We start from the raw sequence: 18,039 nt of genomic DNA, 5'->3' as shown, positions 1-18,039 counted from the left end.
CGAGATTGAACTTTGACCTCTCGTCCTTATCTTGCGCATAAAAAATGCAACAGATAAGGCGGGAGTTTTTTGATTTTTATGATAGAATAGAACCGCATGGAAGAGGAAAGTAAACACCGCAACGTATCACAGCGAGCCTGGTTGGATGAGAACAGGCATACGGAACGGTGTTGAAGATGGCCTCGGAGCGGGAAGGATGAGCTGCACAAGCGGTAAGTCCTTCAAGGGAGCACCCTTTATCGTGCACGAGTGAAGCAAGCCTTCACTCATGGAGGAATCCCGCCGCGAGGGGGATTCGAACAAAGGTGGTAACACGAAGCATCCGCATTCGTCCTTAACGTCATATTTTTTTGATGTAGGATGGATGTTTTTTTATTAGAGGAGGAAAGATACATGATCAGTCTACAGAATATCTCAGTGACTTTTAAAACTGACAAAAACAAAGCCGTCCATGCCGTGCAGCATGTTTCGCTGGAAGTCGATAAGGGCGACGTCTACGGCATCGTCGGATACAGTGGCGCCGGCAAAAGTACCTTAGTAAGGACCATCAATCTTCTGCAGCGACCGACGGAAGGAAAAGTCATCGTGAGCGGAAAAGACATGATGGCATTGAACGACAAGGAACTGCGTGAATCGCGCAAAAAAATTGGGATGATTTTCCAGCATTTCAACCTGATGCGCTCCCGCACCATTCACGACAACGTCGCATTTCCGTTGAAGAACTCTTCCTTAAGCAAACAGGAAATCAACGACAAGGTAGCGGAACTTCTTTCATTAGTAGGTTTGTCCGAAAAAGCCAAAGCATACCCTTCCCAATTGTCCGGCGGGCAAAAGCAGCGTGTGGCCATCGCCCGCGCTTTGGCGAACGACCCGGAAGTGCTGCTTTGTGACGAAGCGACCAGCGCGCTGGATCCGAAAACGACTTCTTCGATACTGACTTTATTGAAGGAACTGAACAAAAGACTGAACTTGACGATCGTCATCATCACCCATGAGATGCAGGTCGTGAAGGAAATCTGCAACAAAGTGGCTGTGATGGAAAACGGCGGCGTGATCGAATACGGATCGATCCTGGATATCTTCACGAAGCCGCAGAATCAATTGACGAAGGACTTCATCGATACAGCGACGCATGTCGAACACGGCATCGAAACGGTCATCACCCACCCGACTATCCTGAACCTGAACGAACATGATGTACTGACGAAGCTCTCATTCGTCGGCGGTTCCACAGGCGAACCACTTATCGCAAAACTGGCTAATACATTCAATGTCCAAGGCAATATCCTCTTCGGAAACGTAGAAATACTCCAGGATACACCAGTCGGCACCCTGCTTCTCGTTCTGAGCGGGACACCGGAAGCGATCGCGGAAGCCGTCCGCTACTTGCAGGATAATGGTGTAACGGTGGAAATCATCACCGAAGAAATCATCGCCGAAAAGAAAAATAAAGGAGGAGACGAAGAATGAACACATTCATCACAACATTTCTGCCTAACGTCTCTGAAATCTGGGATGAAGTGCTCCAGAGCACATGGGAGACCTTATACATGACGCTCGTGGCCGGACTGATTGCAGGTATACTGGGAGTTATCCTTGGCGTCATCCTGGTTGTCACCGAAGACGGGGGCATCCTGGAGAGCAGACACCTGTACAACGTGCTGGACAAGCTCGTCAATATCTTCCGATCACTGCCCTTCATCATCCTGATGGCACTGATCGTACCGTTCACACGTCTCGTGGTCGGTACCTCGATCGGAACGACCGCATCGATTGTACCGCTGGTTGTAGCGACAGTTCCCTTCTATGCCCGTCAGATCCAAAATGCATTGGTGGAAGTCGATGCAGGCGTCATCGAAGCGGCACAGTCAATGGGTGCCAGCCCTGGGGAAATCATCTTCCGCGTCTACCTGAAGGAAGGCTTGCCAGGCATCATCCGCGTATCATCCGTAACGATCATCAACCTGATCGGTTTGACGGCAATGGCTGGAGCCATCGGCGGCGGTGGCTTGGGTAACCTGGCCATCACGCGTGGCTACAACCGATTCCAGAACGACGTGACCTTGGTCGCAACCATCATCATCCTGATCATCGTATTCATCAGCCAAGCCATCGGAAATGCTTTGGTCAAAAAAGTTAGTCACTAATATAAAAAAAACAAAAACGGAGGAAATCAATCATGAAAAAGAAAAACGTATTATTCTCAGGTGTTGCAGCACTTACCCTATTTTTAGCAGCTTGCGGAAGCAGCGACTCGAACACGGACTCAGCAGCAGACACGGCCGCTTCAGAAGCTGAAGCAGTGAAAATCGGCGTAGTCAGCGAAGTCGAAGTTGAAGTCTGGGAAGATGTAGCCAGCCGTTTGGAAGCCAAAGGAATCGAATTGGAAATCGTCCAGTTCAGCGACTACGTCCAGCCCAACGTGGCCTTGGAAAATGGCGATATCGACCTGAATGCGTTCCAGCACGTAGCTTATCTTGAAGATTTCAATGCCAACAACGAGTCGGACTTGACTCCAATCGGCTTCACTTATGTTTCTCCACTTGGTTTGTATTCTGAAACAGTGACGGACTATGCGGACATCGCCGATGGAGCGAAAATCGCCATCCCTAACGACGTGACCAACGGCGGACGCGCACTCTTGCTGTTGCAAGCAACCGGCCTGATCAAAGTCGACGAAGCGAAAGGAACGACACCGACAGTCAATGACATCACCGAAAATCCGAAGAACATCAGCTTTGAAGAATTGGATGCCGCACAAGTTGCACGCTCCCTTCCGGATGTGGATGCAGCGATCATCAACACAAACTATGCTACCGATTCCGGCCTGAATCCTAAAGAAGACGCGCTCTTCTTGGATACTGACAACATCGCAAGCGTTGCGGACGTCTACAAAAACATCGTAGCTGCACGTTCTGAAGATGTCGACAACGAAACCTACAAGCAAGTCGTTGCGGAATACCAAACATCCGAAACAGCAGCACTTCTGGATGATGTGACTGAAGGCAATGACGTACCCGCTTGGGAACAGTAAGACCCATTCACTTGTTTACAAAAATCACGTTTGCAGACGTGATGTAAAAATATAAAAAACAAATCGGAGGAAATTCATATGAAAAAGAGTAAATTATTTGGTGGCCTAGTCCTTACAGCTTCACTATTCCTGGCAGCATGCGGAAACGGCGGCACAACCGCTGACTCGTCCGCTGCAGAGTCAAGCAGCACAGTTTCAGCAGAACCAACTACAGTCAAAATCGGTCTGGTCAGCGAATCCGCAGTCGAAATCTGGGAAGCTGTCGCAGAGCGTCTGGAAGATGAGAACATCGACCTTGAAATCGTCAAATTCACTGATTACAACCAACCGAACATCGCTTTGGACAACGGCGAACTCGACTTGAACGCCTTCCAACACGTAGCTTTCCTGGAAAACTACAACGCAAACAACGACGCAGACTTGACACCAATCGGATTCACTTTTGTGTCTCCACTGGGGATCTACTCTGACAAATATGCAGATTACAGTGAAATTCAAGACGGTGACACGATCGCTATCCCGAATGACGTAACCAACGGCGGACGCGCTTTGTTGCTGCTGCAAGCCATTGACTTGATCACTTTGGACAATGCAGCAGGCACAGCACCAACCGTTAACGACATCATCGAAAATCCTAAGAACCTGAACATCGAAGAATTGGATGCTGCACAATTACCGCGTTCACTTGAAGATGCAGGCGCTGCGGTCATCAACACCAACTTTGCGGTCGATGCTGGGCTTGTACCAACAGAAGATGCCCTTTACTTGGATACAGACAACATCCAGGAAGTCTTGGACATCTACAAAAACGTTGTGGCTGCCCGTGCAGAAGACGTCGACAATGAAGTCTACAAAAAAGTTGTAGCGGCATACCAAACAGAAGAAACAAAAGCTTTGATCGCAGAAACAACTGCTAACACAGATATCCCTGCTTGGGACTAAGCGAAAGACTTTCTTCATCTTCACTAGCCTGAAAACATACTAAATTTACGAGTAGCATCAAGCCGGTGCGTTTCTTTCGCGCCGCTCTTGATGCTATCTTCATATACAAAGGAGCCCTTTACTAATGAAAAATAAGACATTTTTAGCAGCCATGACCCTTTCAGCCAGCCTTTTCCTTGCCGCTTGCGGCAACGCAGCCTCCGATTCCGCCAGCGATTCTTCCACTGCAAATACAGATGAGCCCGTCAAAGTCACGTTGGGCGTCGTAGGCGAAGTCAACGAGCCTTGGGATTACGTCATCGAAGAATTGAAAGAAAAAGAGAACATCGAAGTCGAACTGGTCAAATTCACCGATTACACGACTCCTAACAATGCTTTGGCCGAAGGTGAAATCGACCTGAGTTCGTTCCAGACAGAGATCTTCATGGATAACTACAACAGAGATCATGGAACAGAATTGACGACCATCGGCTATACAGTAATGGCTCCTTTAGGACTTTACTCCGATAAAATCAAGGATATCAGCGAACTGAAAGACGGCGACACGATCGCCATCCCGAACGACGTCTCCAACGAAGGACGCGCTTTGATTCTGCTTCAGACTGCCGGATTGATCAAGCTTGACCCTGAAGCCGGTTTGGTTCCGACTACTGAAAATGTCATCGAGAACAAATTGAATCTGCAGTTCCAGACGCTTGAATCCAACCAGACCGCCCGCGCCTTACAGGACGTGACCGCTTCCGTCATCAACAGCGGCATGGCCGTGGACGCCGGCTTCATCCCGAGTGAAGATGCCGTCTTCCTTGAACCGGTTACGGAAGACTCAAAACCTTATTACAACGTCATTGCGGCACTCTCCGAAGATGTCGACAACGAAGTCTTCCAAACGATCGTAGCTTACTATCAATCCGAAGGAACGGCCAAAGTCATCGAAGAATCTTCAAAAGGCTCGCAGTTCCCGGTTTGGGACGAAGCAAAATAATATAGATAATCAAACCATTACTAGGGGCTTGGGCCATTTGCCCAAAGCCCCTTTCCTATAAAGATTCAAGGAGGAATCATCCATGACAATCAACCAACAACAGATTCACCAAGAAGTTACCGATATCTACGACTACATCATCGCCCTGCGCCGCCATTTCCACCGTCATCCGGAGCCGAGCCTGAAGGAATTCGAAACGATCCAACGCATCAAGGAAGAGGTCGAAGAAATCGGCGTGCCTTACATAAATGTCGGGGAGACCGGTATCTTGGCCACCTTGGAGGGCGGAAAAGGATCAGGCAAGACCATTTTGCTGCGTGCCGATATCGATGCGTTGCCTTTGCCGGATGAGACCGGTAAACCCTACGCTTCCGTCAATCCCGGTTTCAACCATGCTTGTGGCCACGACGGGCATACCGCTTCCCTCTTAGGTGCGCTGAAAATACTGAAGGAACATCAGGATGAATTTGCCGGGACAATCCAGTTCGCCTTCCAACCAGCAGAAGAAATCGGCGCCGGGGCGCGCCAATTCGTGCGTGGCGGCTATATCGACGGCATCGACCATGTCTTCGGCATCCATCTGCAATCCGGCACGCAAGTCGGCAAAATCGTCGCTACACCCGGACCTTCCAACGCCTCCTGCGACATCTTCAAGATCAAAGTGTTCGGCAAGAGCGGTCATGTTTCGCGTCCGGATCTGGGCCGCGACGCTTTGGTCAGTGCAGCGGCCATCGTCACCGAACTGCAGACGATCGTAGCCAGGGAAGTCTGTCCTACTGACGAAGTCGTCGTCGGTATAGGAGTGTTGCGCGCGGGAACGAACTACAACATCATCGCTAACGAAGCCGAAATTGAAGGCACTGTCCGGACCTTCAGCCATGAAGTGCGTGCGCAAGTGTTGGCGGCCGTTGAAAGGATCGCCCGGAATGTTTCGGATGCGCACCGCACAACCATCGAATTCTCCAACTACGATGCCGCGGCCCCGCTGATCAATGATATCCAGGCAGCCAACCATGCCATCCGGGTCGCCTCGGACATCGTCGGCATCGAGAACGTCATCACTGATAATCCGAAAAGCATGGGCGCCGACGACTTCGCGGATTACCTGGCGGTCGCGCCCGGAGTCTACTGCTTCGTCGGCACACAAAGCAGCGAAGAGACAGCCTATGGTCATCATCACGAAAAATTCGACATCGATGAAAAAGGCTTAGCTATTGCTACCGAGTTGCATATTTCTTATGCACTGTCCTACTTGAACAATCCATTCTAATACAAAAAAATGCGCCGTTCTTTGGGATTCCCCAAAAGAGCGACGCATTTTTTTATTTTTTGCAAAATCTTATCAGAACTGAATCGTGCCTTCCGCGTTGTAGAATTCGCGCCAATCAACGAAGCCGGCATCCAACCCGCGGAGCAACACTTCGGCTGTTCCGATATTGGTTGCCAACGGAATTTCATAGACATCGCTCAGACGGATCAAAGCGGTTACATCCGGTTCATGCGGCATAGCAGCCAACGGATCCCTCAGGAAGATGACCACATCCATCTCGTTTTGCGAAATCATGGCTCCGATCTGTTGATCCCCGCCGAGTGGACCTGACTTGAAGCGGTGCACATCCAGCCCGGTCGCTTCCATGATACGGGTTCCGGTCGTTCCTGTCGCGAACAATTCGTGTTCTTGCAGAATTGCTTTATAGGCGGTACATAACTGGATCATCAAATCTTTTTTACGGTCATGCGCAATTAATGCTACTTTCATTCAATTTCCTCCCTGCAATTTTTATAATAATAGTATATCATTTCATGTTGCAATTAAGCTGTGTTTTATGGTCGAACCGGTCGCACTATTTTTCTTTTTAGTCTTAAATTAACCAAAATAAATACGGTTTTCTTCATATTCTCTTCACAATTCAGGACTATTATACAGATAGGCCAATCACAAACAATCTTTTTACTCTTCTTTACTCCTCCAAAGTAAAGAACAACTCCTTTATGCCACCGCTTTATGAGCGGTGGTTTTTTTGTTCATTCTGCGTAGGCGGGATGCCTACTCGGATACCAATAGACTATCCAGGGCACGCCAGCTCCGGTGAGTGGTTGTTCCGCCGGAGCTGAGGTAGCATTCTAGCTTCTATCTCCGATGAGGCCCGCCTCGCCGTAGTTGATCGGAATAATCTATCTCCACCTCCGGCGAGCCTCGCTTGGCCGGAGGTGGAGAGCCCCATAGCTGCGTTGGCACGCAGGACGCCCAAATTACCGAACGACAAAAAAGCTCAGCGGGATATCGCGATCCCGCTGAGCTTTTTCATGCATAAAATTTAAGCCAACTCTTCACCGTTGGAAGCGATAACCTGCTTGTACCAGTCGAAGGAGTCCTTTTTGCTTCTTTCCAGCGTGCCATTGCCTTCGTTGTCGCGGTCGACATAGATGAAGCCGTAGCGTTTCTTCATTTCGCCTGTCGTGAAAGATACGCAGTCGATGCAGCCCCAAGGTGTGTAGCCCATCAGATCGACGCCATCCTCTTCGACAGCTTTTTTCATTTCTTCGATATGCGATCTCAGGTAGTCGATGCGGTAAGGATCATGGCAGCTGCCGTCCTCTTCCTTGACATCGATTGCGCCGAAGCCGTTTTCGACGATGAACAATGGTTTTTCATAGCGTTCATAGAACTGATTCAAGGTGTAGCGCAAGCCTTCCGGATCGATCGCCCAGCCCCAGTCGGACTCTTCGATGAATGGATTTTTCACAGAATGTGCGCTGGAACCGTCCAGAGATTTCGATACGTCCTTGTTTACGGTCGAATCGACAGTGTTGCTCATGTAGTACGAGAAGCCGATATAATCCACTGTGCCTTCAGCCAAGGCTTTTTTGTCTGCTTCGGTGATGTCCAGATTGAAGCCTTTGCGTTCGAACATCTTCAAGGCGTAAGCCGGATAGTGGCCGCGGCATTGTACATCGCAGAAGAACCAGCGATCGTGCATCATCTGGTTCGACAACACCATATCCGCTGGGCGGCAAGAATACGGATAGATCGGAACCATCGCAATCATGTTCCCGATTTGGAAATCCGGGTTGATCTTTTTGCCGATTTTGACAGCCAAAGCGCTGGCGACCAATTCATAGTGCCCACATTGGTACATCGCTTCTTCCGGATTCGGATAATCGCCAAAGTGCGCACCGGAGTTGGTCCAGCCGAAGATGTCGTTCTTGTAGTTCATTTGGTTGTTGATTTCATTGAAGGTCATCCAATATTTCACTTTGTCTTTGTAGCGCTTAAAGCAGACCTCCGCGAAGTTGACGAAGAAATCGATCGTCTTGCGGTTCATGAAACCGCCGTATTCCTTAGCCAAGTGGTATGGCATCTCAAAGTGGGAAAGTGTGATGACCGGTTCGATCCCGTATTTCAACAATTCATCGAAAACATCATCGTAGAACTGCAGCCCTTCTTCATTCGGTTCCGCTTCGTCACCATTCGGGAAAATGCGCGACCAGGCAATCGATGTACGGAAGCACTTGAAGCCCATCTCGGCGAACAAAGCGATATCCTCTTTATAGCGGCCATAGAAGTCAATGCCGACGTGGTTCGGGTAATAATTGCCTTCGACTACACCATCCGTGATGACGCGGGGAACACCATGTGCTCCGGCTGTCATGACGTCTGCCACGCTCAAGCCTTTGGAAGTGTTCAGAACCCCTCCTTCAAACTGATGGGCTGCCAAGGCGCCGCCCCACAAAAAATTTTTATCCAATGCCATATCTATCTCTCCTTCTATTTGTATTTGATTTTAAAAGCCAAAATGATCGATGCCAACACCAATGTCACACCGTTCGCTGCGATAACAGCGTAATCCTGGATGTTCCAGCCGTGGATCAGCCACAAGAATACCCCGGTTACGAACATGCTGTACATCCCTAGGGATATGCCGGACGTGTCCCTCGTTTTGATGATCTGCCAAGCCTGCGGAACAAAAGACAATGTAGTCAAAATGGCTACAATGAAACCTATCATTTTTTATTCCCCCTACCGGTATGCATGTGCGACTCAAATGACCAACGAGGCGGCTACATACTTTTACAACTCGATTATAATGGATAGCGGAACAGAAACAAGAATTTCCGGACACTCCGTAACACCGTTTACAAATTTCCCATTTTTTTGATCCTGATTATCAAATAACATTCACAAATATGATAGGATAATAGTGAGGTTCAGAAGAAACACGTGAGGGGGATGCGGATGCTTATCAGAGAACGGCTGGAGAATTTTGATTTCTCGAACAGCGAACAAAAGATAGTGACCTATATACTGGAGAAAAAAGCGGCCATCGAGGAAATGACCACCAAAGAGATTGCCGAGGCGACTTACACTTCTCCTTCCACATTGGTAAGGATTGCCCACAAGATGAACTTCAGCGGCTGGAGCGATTTGAAGGAAGCTTTCTTGAAAGAAGAAGAATATTTGCAGAAACATTTCAGTGAAATAAACGCCAACCTGCCTTTTCACCGTAATGATACCATCATGTCGATTGCAAGTAAAATTGCTGCCTTGGAAAAGGAATCCATCGACGATACCTTGTCGCTGATCACCCATGACGACCTGCAGAAGGCCGTCCAGATCATCCGAAAGTCTTCCTATACCAGTCTTTTTGCAGTCAGCAACAACCTGTTGATCACGCAGGAATTCCAACACAATATGTCGCGGATCAAAAAGCGCGTGGACATCTGCTTGCTGCAGGGCGAAACGATCTTCAAGGCGCACCTGGCGGATCCTTCCTCTTGCGCAATCATCGTCTCCTATTCCGGAGAAACTGCGATATTGAACGAAACAATCCAATATTTAAAAGCGAACAATATCCCCATCATCGCAATCACCAATATCGGGGACAATACGACCGCCCGGCTTGCGGATTGCGTGCTCAGAATCTGCACAAGAGAGAAGCTCTATTCAAAAATCGCCACCTTCTCCACCGACAGCGCCATCGTGTACCTGCTGGACGTGCTCTATTCCTGCATCTTTGCGCTCGATTACGACGCCAACCTGCAGCTGCGGATCAGCACTTCCAAGATGATCGAAGCCGGCCGATCCTCAACGCTGGATATCATCAAGGAAGAGGACCACGTTTCTAGATGATAAAATATCAATTGTGTCCGTAAAAACAGCAAAAATAAGTTAGATTTTCTTCACGCTTTTTTCACACGTGGGGCCTATTATAAAGACAAGCCAATTAAACAATCTTTTTACCCTGTTCTCTTCTTTACTCCTCCAATGTAAAGAGCAACCGCAAAAAACCATCGCCCCTACCCGGCGATGGTTTTTTGTGTGCTGGTCAGCCCAGCTTCTTCGTCATGATGAAATCGGTCTGTTCATCTTCACCCATAAAGAAGGAATGCGAGCCGGTATGGACGAAGCCCATTTTTTCATAAAACGCGATGGCATTCACGTTGTGTTCCCAGACCCCTAGCCAGATCAACGCCTTGCCTTGAGTGCGGGCGATTTCGATTGCTTTGTCGATCAGATATTTCCCGAGCCCTCTGCGCTTGAAGGCCGGGCGGATGTAGATACGTTCCACTTCCAATGAAGCCTCGCCCATCTCTTCCGTCAAGGCTGCCTCGACATTGATCTTCATATAGCCCGCAAGTTCCGCCTCGTCATACAGAAAGTAGAAAGTTGAACCTTCAGTCAAAAGTTCCGCTTTCAGCTTTTCCGGATCGTAGGCTTTATCCAAGTAAGCCTGCAGATCTTCCGGCGTGTTGTGGGCCGCGAACGTATCCGTGAACGTTTCGATACCGATTGCTTGAAGATCCGCCAAATCTTCTCTGCCGCATTTTTTCAATGTGATTGCCATATATGATGCACTCCTTATCTTTGCTTCAGTAGTTTCGTTTGTTGCCTTTTTTCACGTATTCCCAGTCGCCTTCGACGTTTTTTCGGACCGTTTGGAACAGTCCGCTGAGAACCGTCGCTTCCTCTTCCGATAATCCCTGCAGCGCCACCCGTTCCGAGTGCTCATTTTCCCTGCTGATGTTCGGGGAGATCGCTTTGCCTTTTTCCGTCGGGAAGATCCGTTTGATTTTTCTGTTAGCGGCATCGGCTCTCTTCTCGATGAACCCGTTCGCTTCCAGTTTTTTGATGGCGCGCGAAGCCGTCGTGCGGTCAACTTTGATCATTTCCGCCAACTTTTCCTGGATGATGCCCGGATTTTCGCAGATCCGGATGAGATACAAGTACTGCCCTCTCGTCAGGCCGTATTCCTTGAACTCGATGTTCGCGATCGAATCCAAAGCCCTTGCTATCATGCCGATTTCGCGGAGAATTTCCGCCATACAACTCACCTGCCTTCTTCAGGAAATTTAGATTAATCATAACGGTTTTTTGTTGCATTTGCAATAAAAAGACCTAAAAAAATAGAGAGGTCGCGCTCCAGATGTCGGATATTCCCAAGTTATCCGACAATGCGCGGCACGTTCTCTCTCAACTTGTCGGATATTCCAATGCATCCGACAATTATGATCATATTTGCTCTCTGTTTGTCGGATTTTCCCAGTTTATCCGACAACGCTCGCTGTCCCAGCGGATAACAAGGTTCCCGGGATGAAACTGGCACAAAAAAAAGAGCTGGAACAAAAGCCCCAACCCTATCCTTTAAGCATCCCATTATAATGATCTACTTTCCCTTTCATTTTTGCCAAGGTCTCCTGCAGTCCGAGAATTTTCTCTTCCAACAGGTCGCACTCGTCGACCCACAGATCCCGCCTGGCCGGAACGGTATGGAAGCCTTCGCCACACAGACGCACATAATCGATCAACGGTTCGATCGACAGCCCCGCAGATCGCACCTCCATCATGAAATCCAGCCACTTCAGATCTTCATCCGAATACTCCCGGATGCCGCCTTTGATCCGTTTCACGGGAGGAATCAGCCCGATCCTTTCATAATAACGCAAACCATCAAGCGAAATATTCTTCTCTTTGCTGACTTGAGCGATTTTCATCTTTATCCCCTGCGCTTTCAGCTTTCTTCCGGAGCGACTTCATTCAGGCAATTCAACGCCGTTAACGTCCGCGGATACCCGATGAATGGCAGCAATACTGTGATCGTATCCAGCAGCTTTTGCTTGTCATTGCCGACGCGGAGGTTGTTGCGGATATGCCCCTTCATTTGCGGCTCAGCTCCGCCCATCGAAACCAGCATAGTAAAGATCAGCAGTTCTCGTTCCTGGATCGATAACCCGTTGCGCGTAAAGAAATCGCCGAAACAGTTATCCGCCAGAAAAGTGGCGAAATGCTTCTGGTTCTGCGGCATCGTGTTCAACATGTTGTCCACTGTATCCCCCGCAGCCTCGCGGACGATTTCCAAACCCTTCTCATAGCGGTTTTCGACAGTCGTGGCGGATTGTCCCTCCAAAGGCAGCACGATCCCTCTTTCCTCCAACACCTCATTTGTCGCATGCAGGAAATCGAACACTTTCCCCAAGCCGGCATAAGGGACGGCCTGATAGACGATCTCCTTCAGCTCAACCGGCGTGACGCCTACATTCAAAGCACCCTTCGCCATCGCTTTGAACTCGTTCACGCACTGCATGGCGATCAAAGCAGCCAACAGCACTTTCTGCCTTTCCTTCACATCCAAACTGGTGTATTGCAGCACTTCATCAAACGCGAAATTATCAAAAACTTCAATAAATTCCGGATCCTTTTCAGCCAATATCGACACGTGCCCGGGAAACAGTTCATCATGGTTCTTTTTGGCAGTTTCGCTAATTTTCATCTTCCATTCCTCCAGCTTCATCCTTTTGTTACTCACAGTGTAGAGCATGGAGTGGGCTCCAAGTCAACCGTAACCGTAGCTATTCAACAATATTTTTTTATTCAGCATAAAACACTTGTCTTGGAGTGAACTCCAACAGTTACAATAGGGGTATAATAAAAACAAACATTTGGAGGCGCTATCATGGAATATGTAAAATTAGGGAATACTGGTATGGAAGTCTCAAAACTCTGTCTGGGTTGCATGGGATTCGGGGAACCGGAACGCGGTCGCGAAAAATGGTCGATAGGTGAAGCGGAAAGCCGCGAAGTCATCAAAAAAGCTTTGGACTCCGGAATCAATTTCTTCGATACTGCAAACTTGTACTCAGCTGGATCCAGCGAAGAGATCATCGGGAAGGCATTGAAGGATTTCGCCAACCGCGATGAAATCGTCCTGGCTTCCAAATTGTATTTCCCGATGTTCGACGGACCGAACGCGAAAGGTTTGTCCCGCAAAAGCATCTTCGCCGAAATCGATCACTCTTTGAAAAGATTGCAGACGGATTATCTGGACCTGTACATCATCCACCGCTGGGATTACGGCACGCCTATCGAAGAGACGATGGAAGCCCTGCACGACTTGGTGAAAATGGGGAAAGTGCGTTATATCGGAGCTTCTTCCATGCATGCTTGGCAATTTGCGAAAGCCCAATTCATCGCCGAGAAAAATGGCTGGACGAAATTTGTTTCCATGCAGAACCTGTACAATCTGCTTTACCGGGAAGAAGAACGCGAAATGATCCCTTTACTGCAGGACCAAAAAGTGGCGATGACGCCTTGGAGCCCGTTGGCGGGAGGAAGATTGACGAGGGATATCGGCGCCATCACAGCCCGCGCCAGCCAAGCCGTACAAGCCGATCTGCCTGCATACATTGTGGCTTCCGACAATGAGGTCATTTCAAGGGTCCATAAATTGGCCGATGAGCGCGGCATCACCCGCGGACAAGTTGCGACTGCCTGGATGCTGAGCAAAGACTACGTCACTGCCCCGCTGATCGGCGCGACAAAAGTGAAATATCTGGATGATGCCTTAGGAGCATTCGAGGTCGCATTGAGCGCCGAAGATCTCAAGTACTTGGAAGAAGCTTATGTTCCGAGGAATATCACGGGGTACAGATAGAAACGATGAGAGTCTGCGGATGAGTCGAGATAGCTTAGGCTGGAGAGTTCCGTACCTCCGATGAGGAGTGATTCGCCGGAGGTACGGAAACAATCCAAGCGCTCAGTTCCGGTTAAGGGCCGCTCACCGGAACTGATTGAAAAAAAGACATCTGAGCTCCTGCGAACACTCGCTTCGCCGGAGTTCAGATGTTCTATGGTGAGAAGTAAGCTTGCCGCAAGCAGCCGTTGTCTTTTGGTATGGACGCCCTCTTAACCGCTTGAGTTTTACAGGTACCCTATGATCCATAAAAATGATTGAATAATTCTTATTTCCAAGTGGATTTTATAGAATGGATCTCAAGCGAATTTATTGTGACTTCACCATCTTCGACATAAAATTCCAACCCTCTGCTATCGTCTCGCGGAAAAATTAAATCTGTTATTGCATATTCTCCATTTTGTAAAAAAACTTCAACAGAATTTTTGTCGACCAAAATTTTTAGGTTGATCACTTTACTGTCATTGATTGAAACTGCGTGGCGCCCATTAAAATAAGGACTGAAATACAATTCTTCTGACTGACTACGTTCAACAAACAGTTCATTTTTTGACTCAGAAAAGCCGATCACCGTTTCATCCTGATTTTCTTCAGACATTCTGACTTTGATTCCAAAATCTACCGGTTGATCTAGTTGAATTTCAGCATTCAGTTCAAATACATCGGCTTCAATCCCATCTAATAAATCAGCAGCTTCTATGGAATCAACTATCTGATTTTCAACCCTGAATAATTCCTTATCTCTAAGTGCGGTTAACTCTTCGACTGGATGCTGAAATAACTTTATGCTTCCGTCATCTGTAGTTTTTAATTCTAGCGACCTTGGAACGGACATTGAACCACGCCATTCCTCTGTAGGCACCCGGTTGGCATACAGCCAATTACTCATCCACGCGATCATGATTCTACGCCCATCTTCATCAGGAATATCCGAAAAAGATTGTCCTGCATAAAAGTCTGCACCATAATCGAGCCAGTTGATATGGTCTGGTTCATCTATGCTTTTAAATGTTGTTCCATCAAAGTCACCTATGAAATATTGCGCACCGGAACCACCAGCAATGGCACCATCACCTATATCCACTTGTAATACCCACTTTGTATCATCAGAATCGCCATCAACCGGCAGTTCAAATAAATCAGGGCACTCCCATACGCCGCCTTGCGCACCTGCGCCCTCTCCAAACTCACTCATGAAATTCCAGTCAATTAAATTTGGGGAATCATAAAACATTACTTTTTTTCCTGCTGCGAGTGACATCACCCATTTTTCTGTTCCCTCATGCCAAAACACTTTTGGATCCCGAAAATCCTTTATCTCTGGATCGACAGGTATCACTGGATTTCCATCGTATTTCTCCCAGCTGCGACCCTTATCTTTGCTGTAAGCAATACTTTGCTTTTGTCCTTCACCATTTTGTGTGTAAATCGCAACCAAACCTTCTCCACCGTCGAAAAATCCAGATGTGTCATTCCAGTCAACTACCGTACTACCTGAAAAAATCATTCCTAAATCATCGGGTTCTAAAGCAATGGGCTTATGGTCCCAATTGATCATATCTTTACTTATCGCGTGGCCCCAATACATTGGTCCCCATTCATTGCCACCTGGATTATGCTGATAAAACAGATGATATTCACCATCATAATAAACCATGCCATTCGGATCATTCAGCCAATTTTCTTCGGGTGAAAAATGAAACTGAGGGCGATATTCTTCAGCATAATAGTTTCTTGAAGTTATCAAATTAAAGATGACAAGTACTAAACTGGCTAATGCTATTAAACCGGAAAATAGAACAACGTGTTTTCTTTTCATTTTGATCTCTCCTATATTCTCTTATGATTCTATCTTTAATTGCCCTTCAATAGCCATGATTGCCCAATCACTATCCTTAGCTTGGTACATCCGATTTGAGAGAACAATTTCATCATCCAGATAGAGAACAACAATATCATCTTCTAAGACCAGTTTAATAGTTACACTTGATCGACCAGCAAAGTCAAAAGGCATTTCAGTTTGTGGAGCATAATTTTCCAGCCTATCTAAAGAATAATTATAGTATGCGACTGTATTTAGTTCTGTATCAAAAATAACATTTAGATCCGATTTGTTTTCTTTGCTGTTAAATTGAAAGGCCCATTTTTTTGTTTGTTCATCTAACACGACTTTTCCAGAATACAGAATGGTTTCCTCGTTAGCATCAAAAGTGATGGATTGGCCTTCAGGAATTGTCTGATTTGTGAAAGCTACCGTATTCACCTGTTCTTTAACGCTTTCAGGCAACGTCGGCAATAGTTGATCATCCTTAGCTATCAATTCATGGACAGCAAGATTACCTGCCCAATTATAGTTTTGATTGTCACGATGTTGTTCTTTGGTTGGAATCCAACCCATTACATAAAGTTTCTCTCCATCTGTTTCTAATCTTCCAGCATAAAATCCAGAACCATCCCAATGATCTAAGTTGGTTGGTTTGACGAAAGGTCCATTGACACTATCCGCAATACGATAATGAACGACACGTTTATCCCATTGATCCGAAAAAGCCAAATACCATTTTCCTTCAAAATAAACAAGTGATGGACATTCCAAGTTGGAATCGTTTCCAAAATCATTTACAAAAAAAGTACCCTGATCTTCCCAGGTTATTAAATCCGTTGAAGTATATCTAGCAATAACGCCTGTTCCATTCTGACGTGCTGTAATGAGCATCCAATACTCCTGAGAATCTTCTTCGTAAAACACAAAGGGATCTCTGAAGTCATCCGCTTCATACTGTGTACCAGCGAAAAATGTGTGCTCGGGCTGTTTACTCCACTTGACTCCATCTTTACTGGTGGCATGCATAATTGCTTCCTTGGGTGACAATGATCCATTATGGCCGGTATAAAATGCATGATACAATCCATCTGAATCAATTATGACAGAACCAGTCCCTAAAGCTAACTCCTGATGGTTCTGATCATTTACAAATGGAATCACTTCACCATGATCTGTGTAATTAATAAAGTCAGTCGTCGTCATTAAACTAATCGGATGAAAACCAGTCTGATCATCTCGTAAGTCTTCTAAATAATAAATCATAAATTCTTCACCATTAAAATAAGGCATCGGATCCCCAACAAAGCTCTCATTTGAGCGTGGATAAACTTGTTGGATCGTCGTCTTATTAGAGAAAATATCTGTTTTGATTGTCAAAATCAACCCTCCAATGAAGATAGTGCCTAGACCAATACTTAGCCATTTTTTCAATTTAGCTCCTCCTACTATTTTTTGGAAACGTTTCCGTTTTTAAATATAACATTTTAAAGTTAAATTGACAAGATTAATCCATTTGTTTTTACTATAATATTTTTTATCTTATTATTATATAAGCTGAATACTGACACCTAGATAGCCACAAAAGCGCAAATTATACTATTCTCAACAAAACGAATATGGTGATGTGAACTACTCCCGCAAGTTATCACTCCATGCCAGGCACGCCAAAAAACAAGCCCAGAAAGATGGAAACCATCTCTCTGGGCTTGTTTCTTTTGTGATACCGGCGGCCGGGGTCGAACCGGCACGCCCTCGCGGGCACTGGATTTTGAGTCCAGCGCGTCTGCCAATTCCGCCACGCCGGCATGATTATGAAGAATGCAATGTTCCATTTTGTTGTTATGGAAAGGCGGTAACCGGATTTGAACCGGTGATAGAGGTTTTGCAGACCTGTGCCTTACCACTTGGCTATACCGCCGAGATGTTGCTATTTAAAAAAACTGGGCTAGCTGGATTCGAACCAACGAATGACAGAGTCAAAGTCTGTTGCCTTACCGCTTGGCGATAGCCCAATAAGAGGGCGACTGATGGGAATTGAACCCACGAATGCCGGATCCACAAACCGGTGCGTTAACCACTTCGCCACAATCGCCATAATATAATGTTGAGACAGGGGTAGTAGGAATTGAACCCACACCGACGGTTTTGGAGACCGTTGTTCTACCTTTAAACTATACCCCTATTCAGAGGATGCTTTTTAAAGAAATGGAGGGAGGCAGATTCGAACTGCCGAACCCGAAGGAGCGGATTTACAGTCCGCCGCGTTTAGCCACTTCGCTATCCCTCC

At 47.0% G+C, this 18,039-nt stretch carries 17 protein-coding genes, 6 tRNA genes and 2 other annotated features (1 of these 25 only partly in view); of the genes, 8 read left to right on the top strand and 15 right to left on the bottom strand.

Annotated features, from left to right (window positions below; all coding sequences use genetic code 11):
• Window positions 1-31 (top strand) — a binding site (T-box leader); it begins 237 nt to the left of the window's first position.
• Window positions 32-88: 57 nt separating this feature from the next.
• Window positions 89-339: a binding site (T-box leader), on the top strand.
• A gap of 54 nt (window positions 340-393) precedes the next feature.
• The 6 genes from TES5_RS12510 (at window position 394) to TES5_RS12485 (ending at window position 6,228) form a co-directional block, all read left to right on the top strand.
• Window positions 394-1,470, top strand: a complete 1,077-nt coding sequence (locus TES5_RS12510) for a methionine ABC transporter ATP-binding protein (RefSeq protein WP_068562324.1) — start codon at window positions 394-396, stop codon at window positions 1,468-1,470.
• Window positions 1,467-2,147 carry a methionine ABC transporter permease gene (locus TES5_RS12505; RefSeq protein WP_068562323.1) on the top strand — a complete coding sequence of 227 codons (681 nt, stop codon included), beginning with the start codon at window positions 1,467-1,469 and terminating at the stop codon, window positions 2,145-2,147. The genes TES5_RS12510 and TES5_RS12505 overlap by 4 nt, the downstream gene beginning before the upstream one ends.
• A 32-nt stretch (window positions 2,148-2,179) precedes the next feature.
• Complete coding sequence (locus TES5_RS12500) at window positions 2,180-3,034, top strand: MetQ/NlpA family ABC transporter substrate-binding protein (protein WP_068562322.1); 855 nt, start codon at window positions 2,180-2,182, stop codon at window positions 3,032-3,034.
• A gap of 78 nt (window positions 3,035-3,112) precedes the next feature.
• A complete protein-coding gene (locus TES5_RS12495) occupies window positions 3,113-3,976 on the top strand; it encodes a MetQ/NlpA family ABC transporter substrate-binding protein (RefSeq protein WP_068562321.1) in 864 nt (287 codons plus the stop codon).
• Between the two features lie 124 nt (window positions 3,977-4,100).
• A complete protein-coding gene (locus TES5_RS12490; RefSeq protein WP_068562320.1) occupies window positions 4,101-4,958 on the top strand; it encodes a MetQ/NlpA family ABC transporter substrate-binding protein in 858 nt (285 codons plus the stop codon).
• An 82-nt stretch (window positions 4,959-5,040) separates the two neighbouring features.
• On the top strand, window positions 5,041-6,228 hold the full coding sequence (locus TES5_RS12485; RefSeq protein WP_068562319.1) for an amidohydrolase: 1,188 nt from the start codon (window positions 5,041-5,043) through the stop codon (window positions 6,226-6,228).
• A gap of 72 nt (window positions 6,229-6,300) precedes the next feature.
• Here the strand turns inward: TES5_RS12485 and TES5_RS12480 are convergent, their stop codons facing one another.
• From TES5_RS12480 to TES5_RS12470, 3 genes are all read right to left on the bottom strand, one after another.
• Window positions 6,301-6,717, bottom strand: coding sequence for a methylglyoxal synthase (locus TES5_RS12480; protein WP_068562318.1), 417 nt, complete (start codon window positions 6,715-6,717; stop codon window positions 6,301-6,303).
• 559 nt (window positions 6,718-7,276) lie between these two features.
• Window positions 7,277-8,713: a 6-phospho-beta-glucosidase gene (locus TES5_RS12475; protein WP_068562317.1), complete on the bottom strand. Its 1,437-nt coding sequence runs from the start codon at window positions 8,711-8,713 to the stop codon at window positions 7,277-7,279.
• A 14-nt stretch (window positions 8,714-8,727) separates the two neighbouring features.
• The gene (locus TES5_RS12470) at window positions 8,728-8,967 is read right to left on the bottom strand and encodes a SemiSWEET transporter (protein WP_068562316.1); all 240 of its coding nucleotides are present in this window, start codon (window positions 8,965-8,967) and stop codon (window positions 8,728-8,730) included.
• A 228-nt stretch (window positions 8,968-9,195) separates the two neighbouring features.
• Here TES5_RS12470 and TES5_RS12465 point away from each other — a divergent pair, with 228 nt between their 5' ends.
• Entirely contained in the window at window positions 9,196-10,089 is an 894-nt protein-coding gene (locus TES5_RS12465; protein ID WP_068562315.1) for a MurR/RpiR family transcriptional regulator, read from the top strand.
• Window positions 10,090-10,285: 196 nt separating this feature from the next.
• Here TES5_RS12465 and TES5_RS12460 read toward each other — a convergent pair whose 3' ends face one another.
• The 4 genes from TES5_RS12460 to TES5_RS12445 all read right to left on the bottom strand — a co-directional run bounded on the left by TES5_RS12460 (window position 10,286) and on the right by TES5_RS12445 (window position 12,727).
• Window positions 10,286-10,804 carry a spermidine/spermine N(1)-acetyltransferase gene (locus tag TES5_RS12460; RefSeq protein ID WP_068562314.1) on the bottom strand — a complete coding sequence of 173 codons (519 nt, stop codon included), beginning with the start codon at window positions 10,802-10,804 and terminating at the stop codon, window positions 10,286-10,288.
• Between the two features lie 25 nt (window positions 10,805-10,829).
• The gene (locus TES5_RS12455; protein ID WP_068562313.1) at window positions 10,830-11,282 is read right to left on the bottom strand and encodes a MarR family winged helix-turn-helix transcriptional regulator; all 453 of its coding nucleotides are present in this window, start codon (window positions 11,280-11,282) and stop codon (window positions 10,830-10,832) included.
• A 312-nt stretch (window positions 11,283-11,594) separates the two neighbouring features.
• On the bottom strand, window positions 11,595-11,951 hold the full coding sequence (locus TES5_RS12450) for a MerR family transcriptional regulator (RefSeq protein WP_068562312.1): 357 nt from the start codon (window positions 11,949-11,951) through the stop codon (window positions 11,595-11,597).
• Between the two features lie 17 nt (window positions 11,952-11,968).
• Window positions 11,969-12,727, bottom strand: a complete 759-nt coding sequence (locus TES5_RS12445; RefSeq protein ID WP_068562311.1) for a carboxymuconolactone decarboxylase family protein — start codon at window positions 12,725-12,727, stop codon at window positions 11,969-11,971.
• A gap of 183 nt (window positions 12,728-12,910) precedes the next feature.
• Here TES5_RS12445 and TES5_RS12440 point away from each other — a divergent pair, with 183 nt between their 5' ends.
• Window positions 12,911-13,888: an aldo/keto reductase gene (locus tag TES5_RS12440; protein ID WP_068562310.1), complete on the top strand. Its 978-nt coding sequence runs from the start codon at window positions 12,911-12,913 to the stop codon at window positions 13,886-13,888.
• 307 nt (window positions 13,889-14,195) lie between these two features.
• Here TES5_RS12440 and TES5_RS12435 read toward each other — a convergent pair whose 3' ends face one another.
• The 8 genes from TES5_RS12435 to TES5_RS12400 form a co-directional block, all read right to left on the bottom strand.
• Window positions 14,196-15,746, bottom strand: coding sequence for a glycoside hydrolase family 32 protein (locus TES5_RS12435; protein ID WP_068562309.1), 1,551 nt, complete (start codon window positions 15,744-15,746; stop codon window positions 14,196-14,198).
• Between the two features lie 21 nt (window positions 15,747-15,767).
• On the bottom strand, window positions 15,768-17,183 hold the full coding sequence (locus tag TES5_RS12430; protein WP_143148249.1) for a family 43 glycosylhydrolase: 1,416 nt from the start codon (window positions 17,181-17,183) through the stop codon (window positions 15,768-15,770).
• 290 nt (window positions 17,184-17,473) lie between these two features.
• A tRNA-Leu gene (locus tag TES5_RS12425) sits at window positions 17,474-17,557 on the bottom strand.
• Window positions 17,558-17,599: 42 nt separating this feature from the next.
• Window positions 17,600-17,670 (bottom strand) — tRNA-Cys (locus TES5_RS12420).
• 22 nt (window positions 17,671-17,692) lie between these two features.
• Window positions 17,693-17,764 (bottom strand) — tRNA-Gln (locus tag TES5_RS12415).
• Window positions 17,765-17,771: 7 nt separating this feature from the next.
• A tRNA-His gene (locus TES5_RS12410) sits at window positions 17,772-17,844 on the bottom strand.
• An 18-nt stretch (window positions 17,845-17,862) separates the two neighbouring features.
• Window positions 17,863-17,933 (bottom strand) — tRNA-Trp (locus tag TES5_RS12405).
• Window positions 17,934-17,958: 25 nt separating this feature from the next.
• Window positions 17,959-18,039 (bottom strand) — tRNA-Tyr (locus TES5_RS12400).

It is taken from the genome of Trichococcus sp. ES5 (assembly GCF_900067165.1).
Taxonomy (GTDB): Bacteria; Bacillota; Bacilli; order Lactobacillales; family Aerococcaceae; genus Trichococcus; species Trichococcus flocculiformis.
The sequence above is the reverse complement of the archived record's forward strand: the minus strand, read 5'-3'. Positions and strand labels throughout refer to the sequence as shown.

Coding starts and splice junctions, on each gene's coding strand:
- TES5_RS12435 (WP_068562309.1), bottom strand. CDS start 15,746: ATGAAAAGAAAACACGTTGTTCTATTTTCCGGTTTAATAGCATTAGCC.
- TES5_RS12455 (WP_068562313.1), bottom strand. CDS start 11,282: ATGGCGGAAATTCTCCGCGAAATCGGCATGATAGCAAGGGCTTTGGAT.
- TES5_RS12470 (WP_068562316.1), bottom strand. CDS start 8,967: ATGATAGGTTTCATTGTAGCCATTTTGACTACATTGTCTTTTGTTCCG.
- TES5_RS12505 (WP_068562323.1), top strand. CDS start 1,467: ATGAACACATTCATCACAACATTTCTGCCTAACGTCTCTGAAATCTGG.
- TES5_RS12460 (WP_068562314.1), bottom strand. CDS start 10,804: ATGGCAATCACATTGAAAAAATGCGGCAGAGAAGATTTGGCGGATCTT.
- TES5_RS12445 (WP_068562311.1), bottom strand. CDS start 12,727: ATGAAAATTAGCGAAACTGCCAAAAAGAACCATGATGAACTGTTTCCC.
- TES5_RS12485 (WP_068562319.1), top strand. CDS start 5,041: ATGACAATCAACCAACAACAGATTCACCAAGAAGTTACCGATATCTAC.
- TES5_RS12500 (WP_068562322.1), top strand. CDS start 2,180: ATGAAAAAGAAAAACGTATTATTCTCAGGTGTTGCAGCACTTACCCTA.
- TES5_RS12510 (WP_068562324.1), top strand. CDS start 394: ATGATCAGTCTACAGAATATCTCAGTGACTTTTAAAACTGACAAAAAC.
- TES5_RS12450 (WP_068562312.1), bottom strand. CDS start 11,951: ATGAAAATCGCTCAAGTCAGCAAAGAGAAGAATATTTCGCTTGATGGT.
- TES5_RS12440 (WP_068562310.1), top strand. CDS start 12,911: ATGGAATATGTAAAATTAGGGAATACTGGTATGGAAGTCTCAAAACTC.
- TES5_RS12475 (WP_068562317.1), bottom strand. CDS start 8,713: ATGGCATTGGATAAAAATTTTTTGTGGGGCGGCGCCTTGGCAGCCCAT.
- TES5_RS12490 (WP_068562320.1), top strand. CDS start 4,101: ATGAAAAATAAGACATTTTTAGCAGCCATGACCCTTTCAGCCAGCCTT.
- TES5_RS12495 (WP_068562321.1), top strand. CDS start 3,113: ATGAAAAAGAGTAAATTATTTGGTGGCCTAGTCCTTACAGCTTCACTA.
- TES5_RS12480 (WP_068562318.1), bottom strand. CDS start 6,717: ATGAAAGTAGCATTAATTGCGCATGACCGTAAAAAAGATTTGATGATC.
- TES5_RS12465 (WP_068562315.1), top strand. CDS start 9,196: ATGCTTATCAGAGAACGGCTGGAGAATTTTGATTTCTCGAACAGCGAA.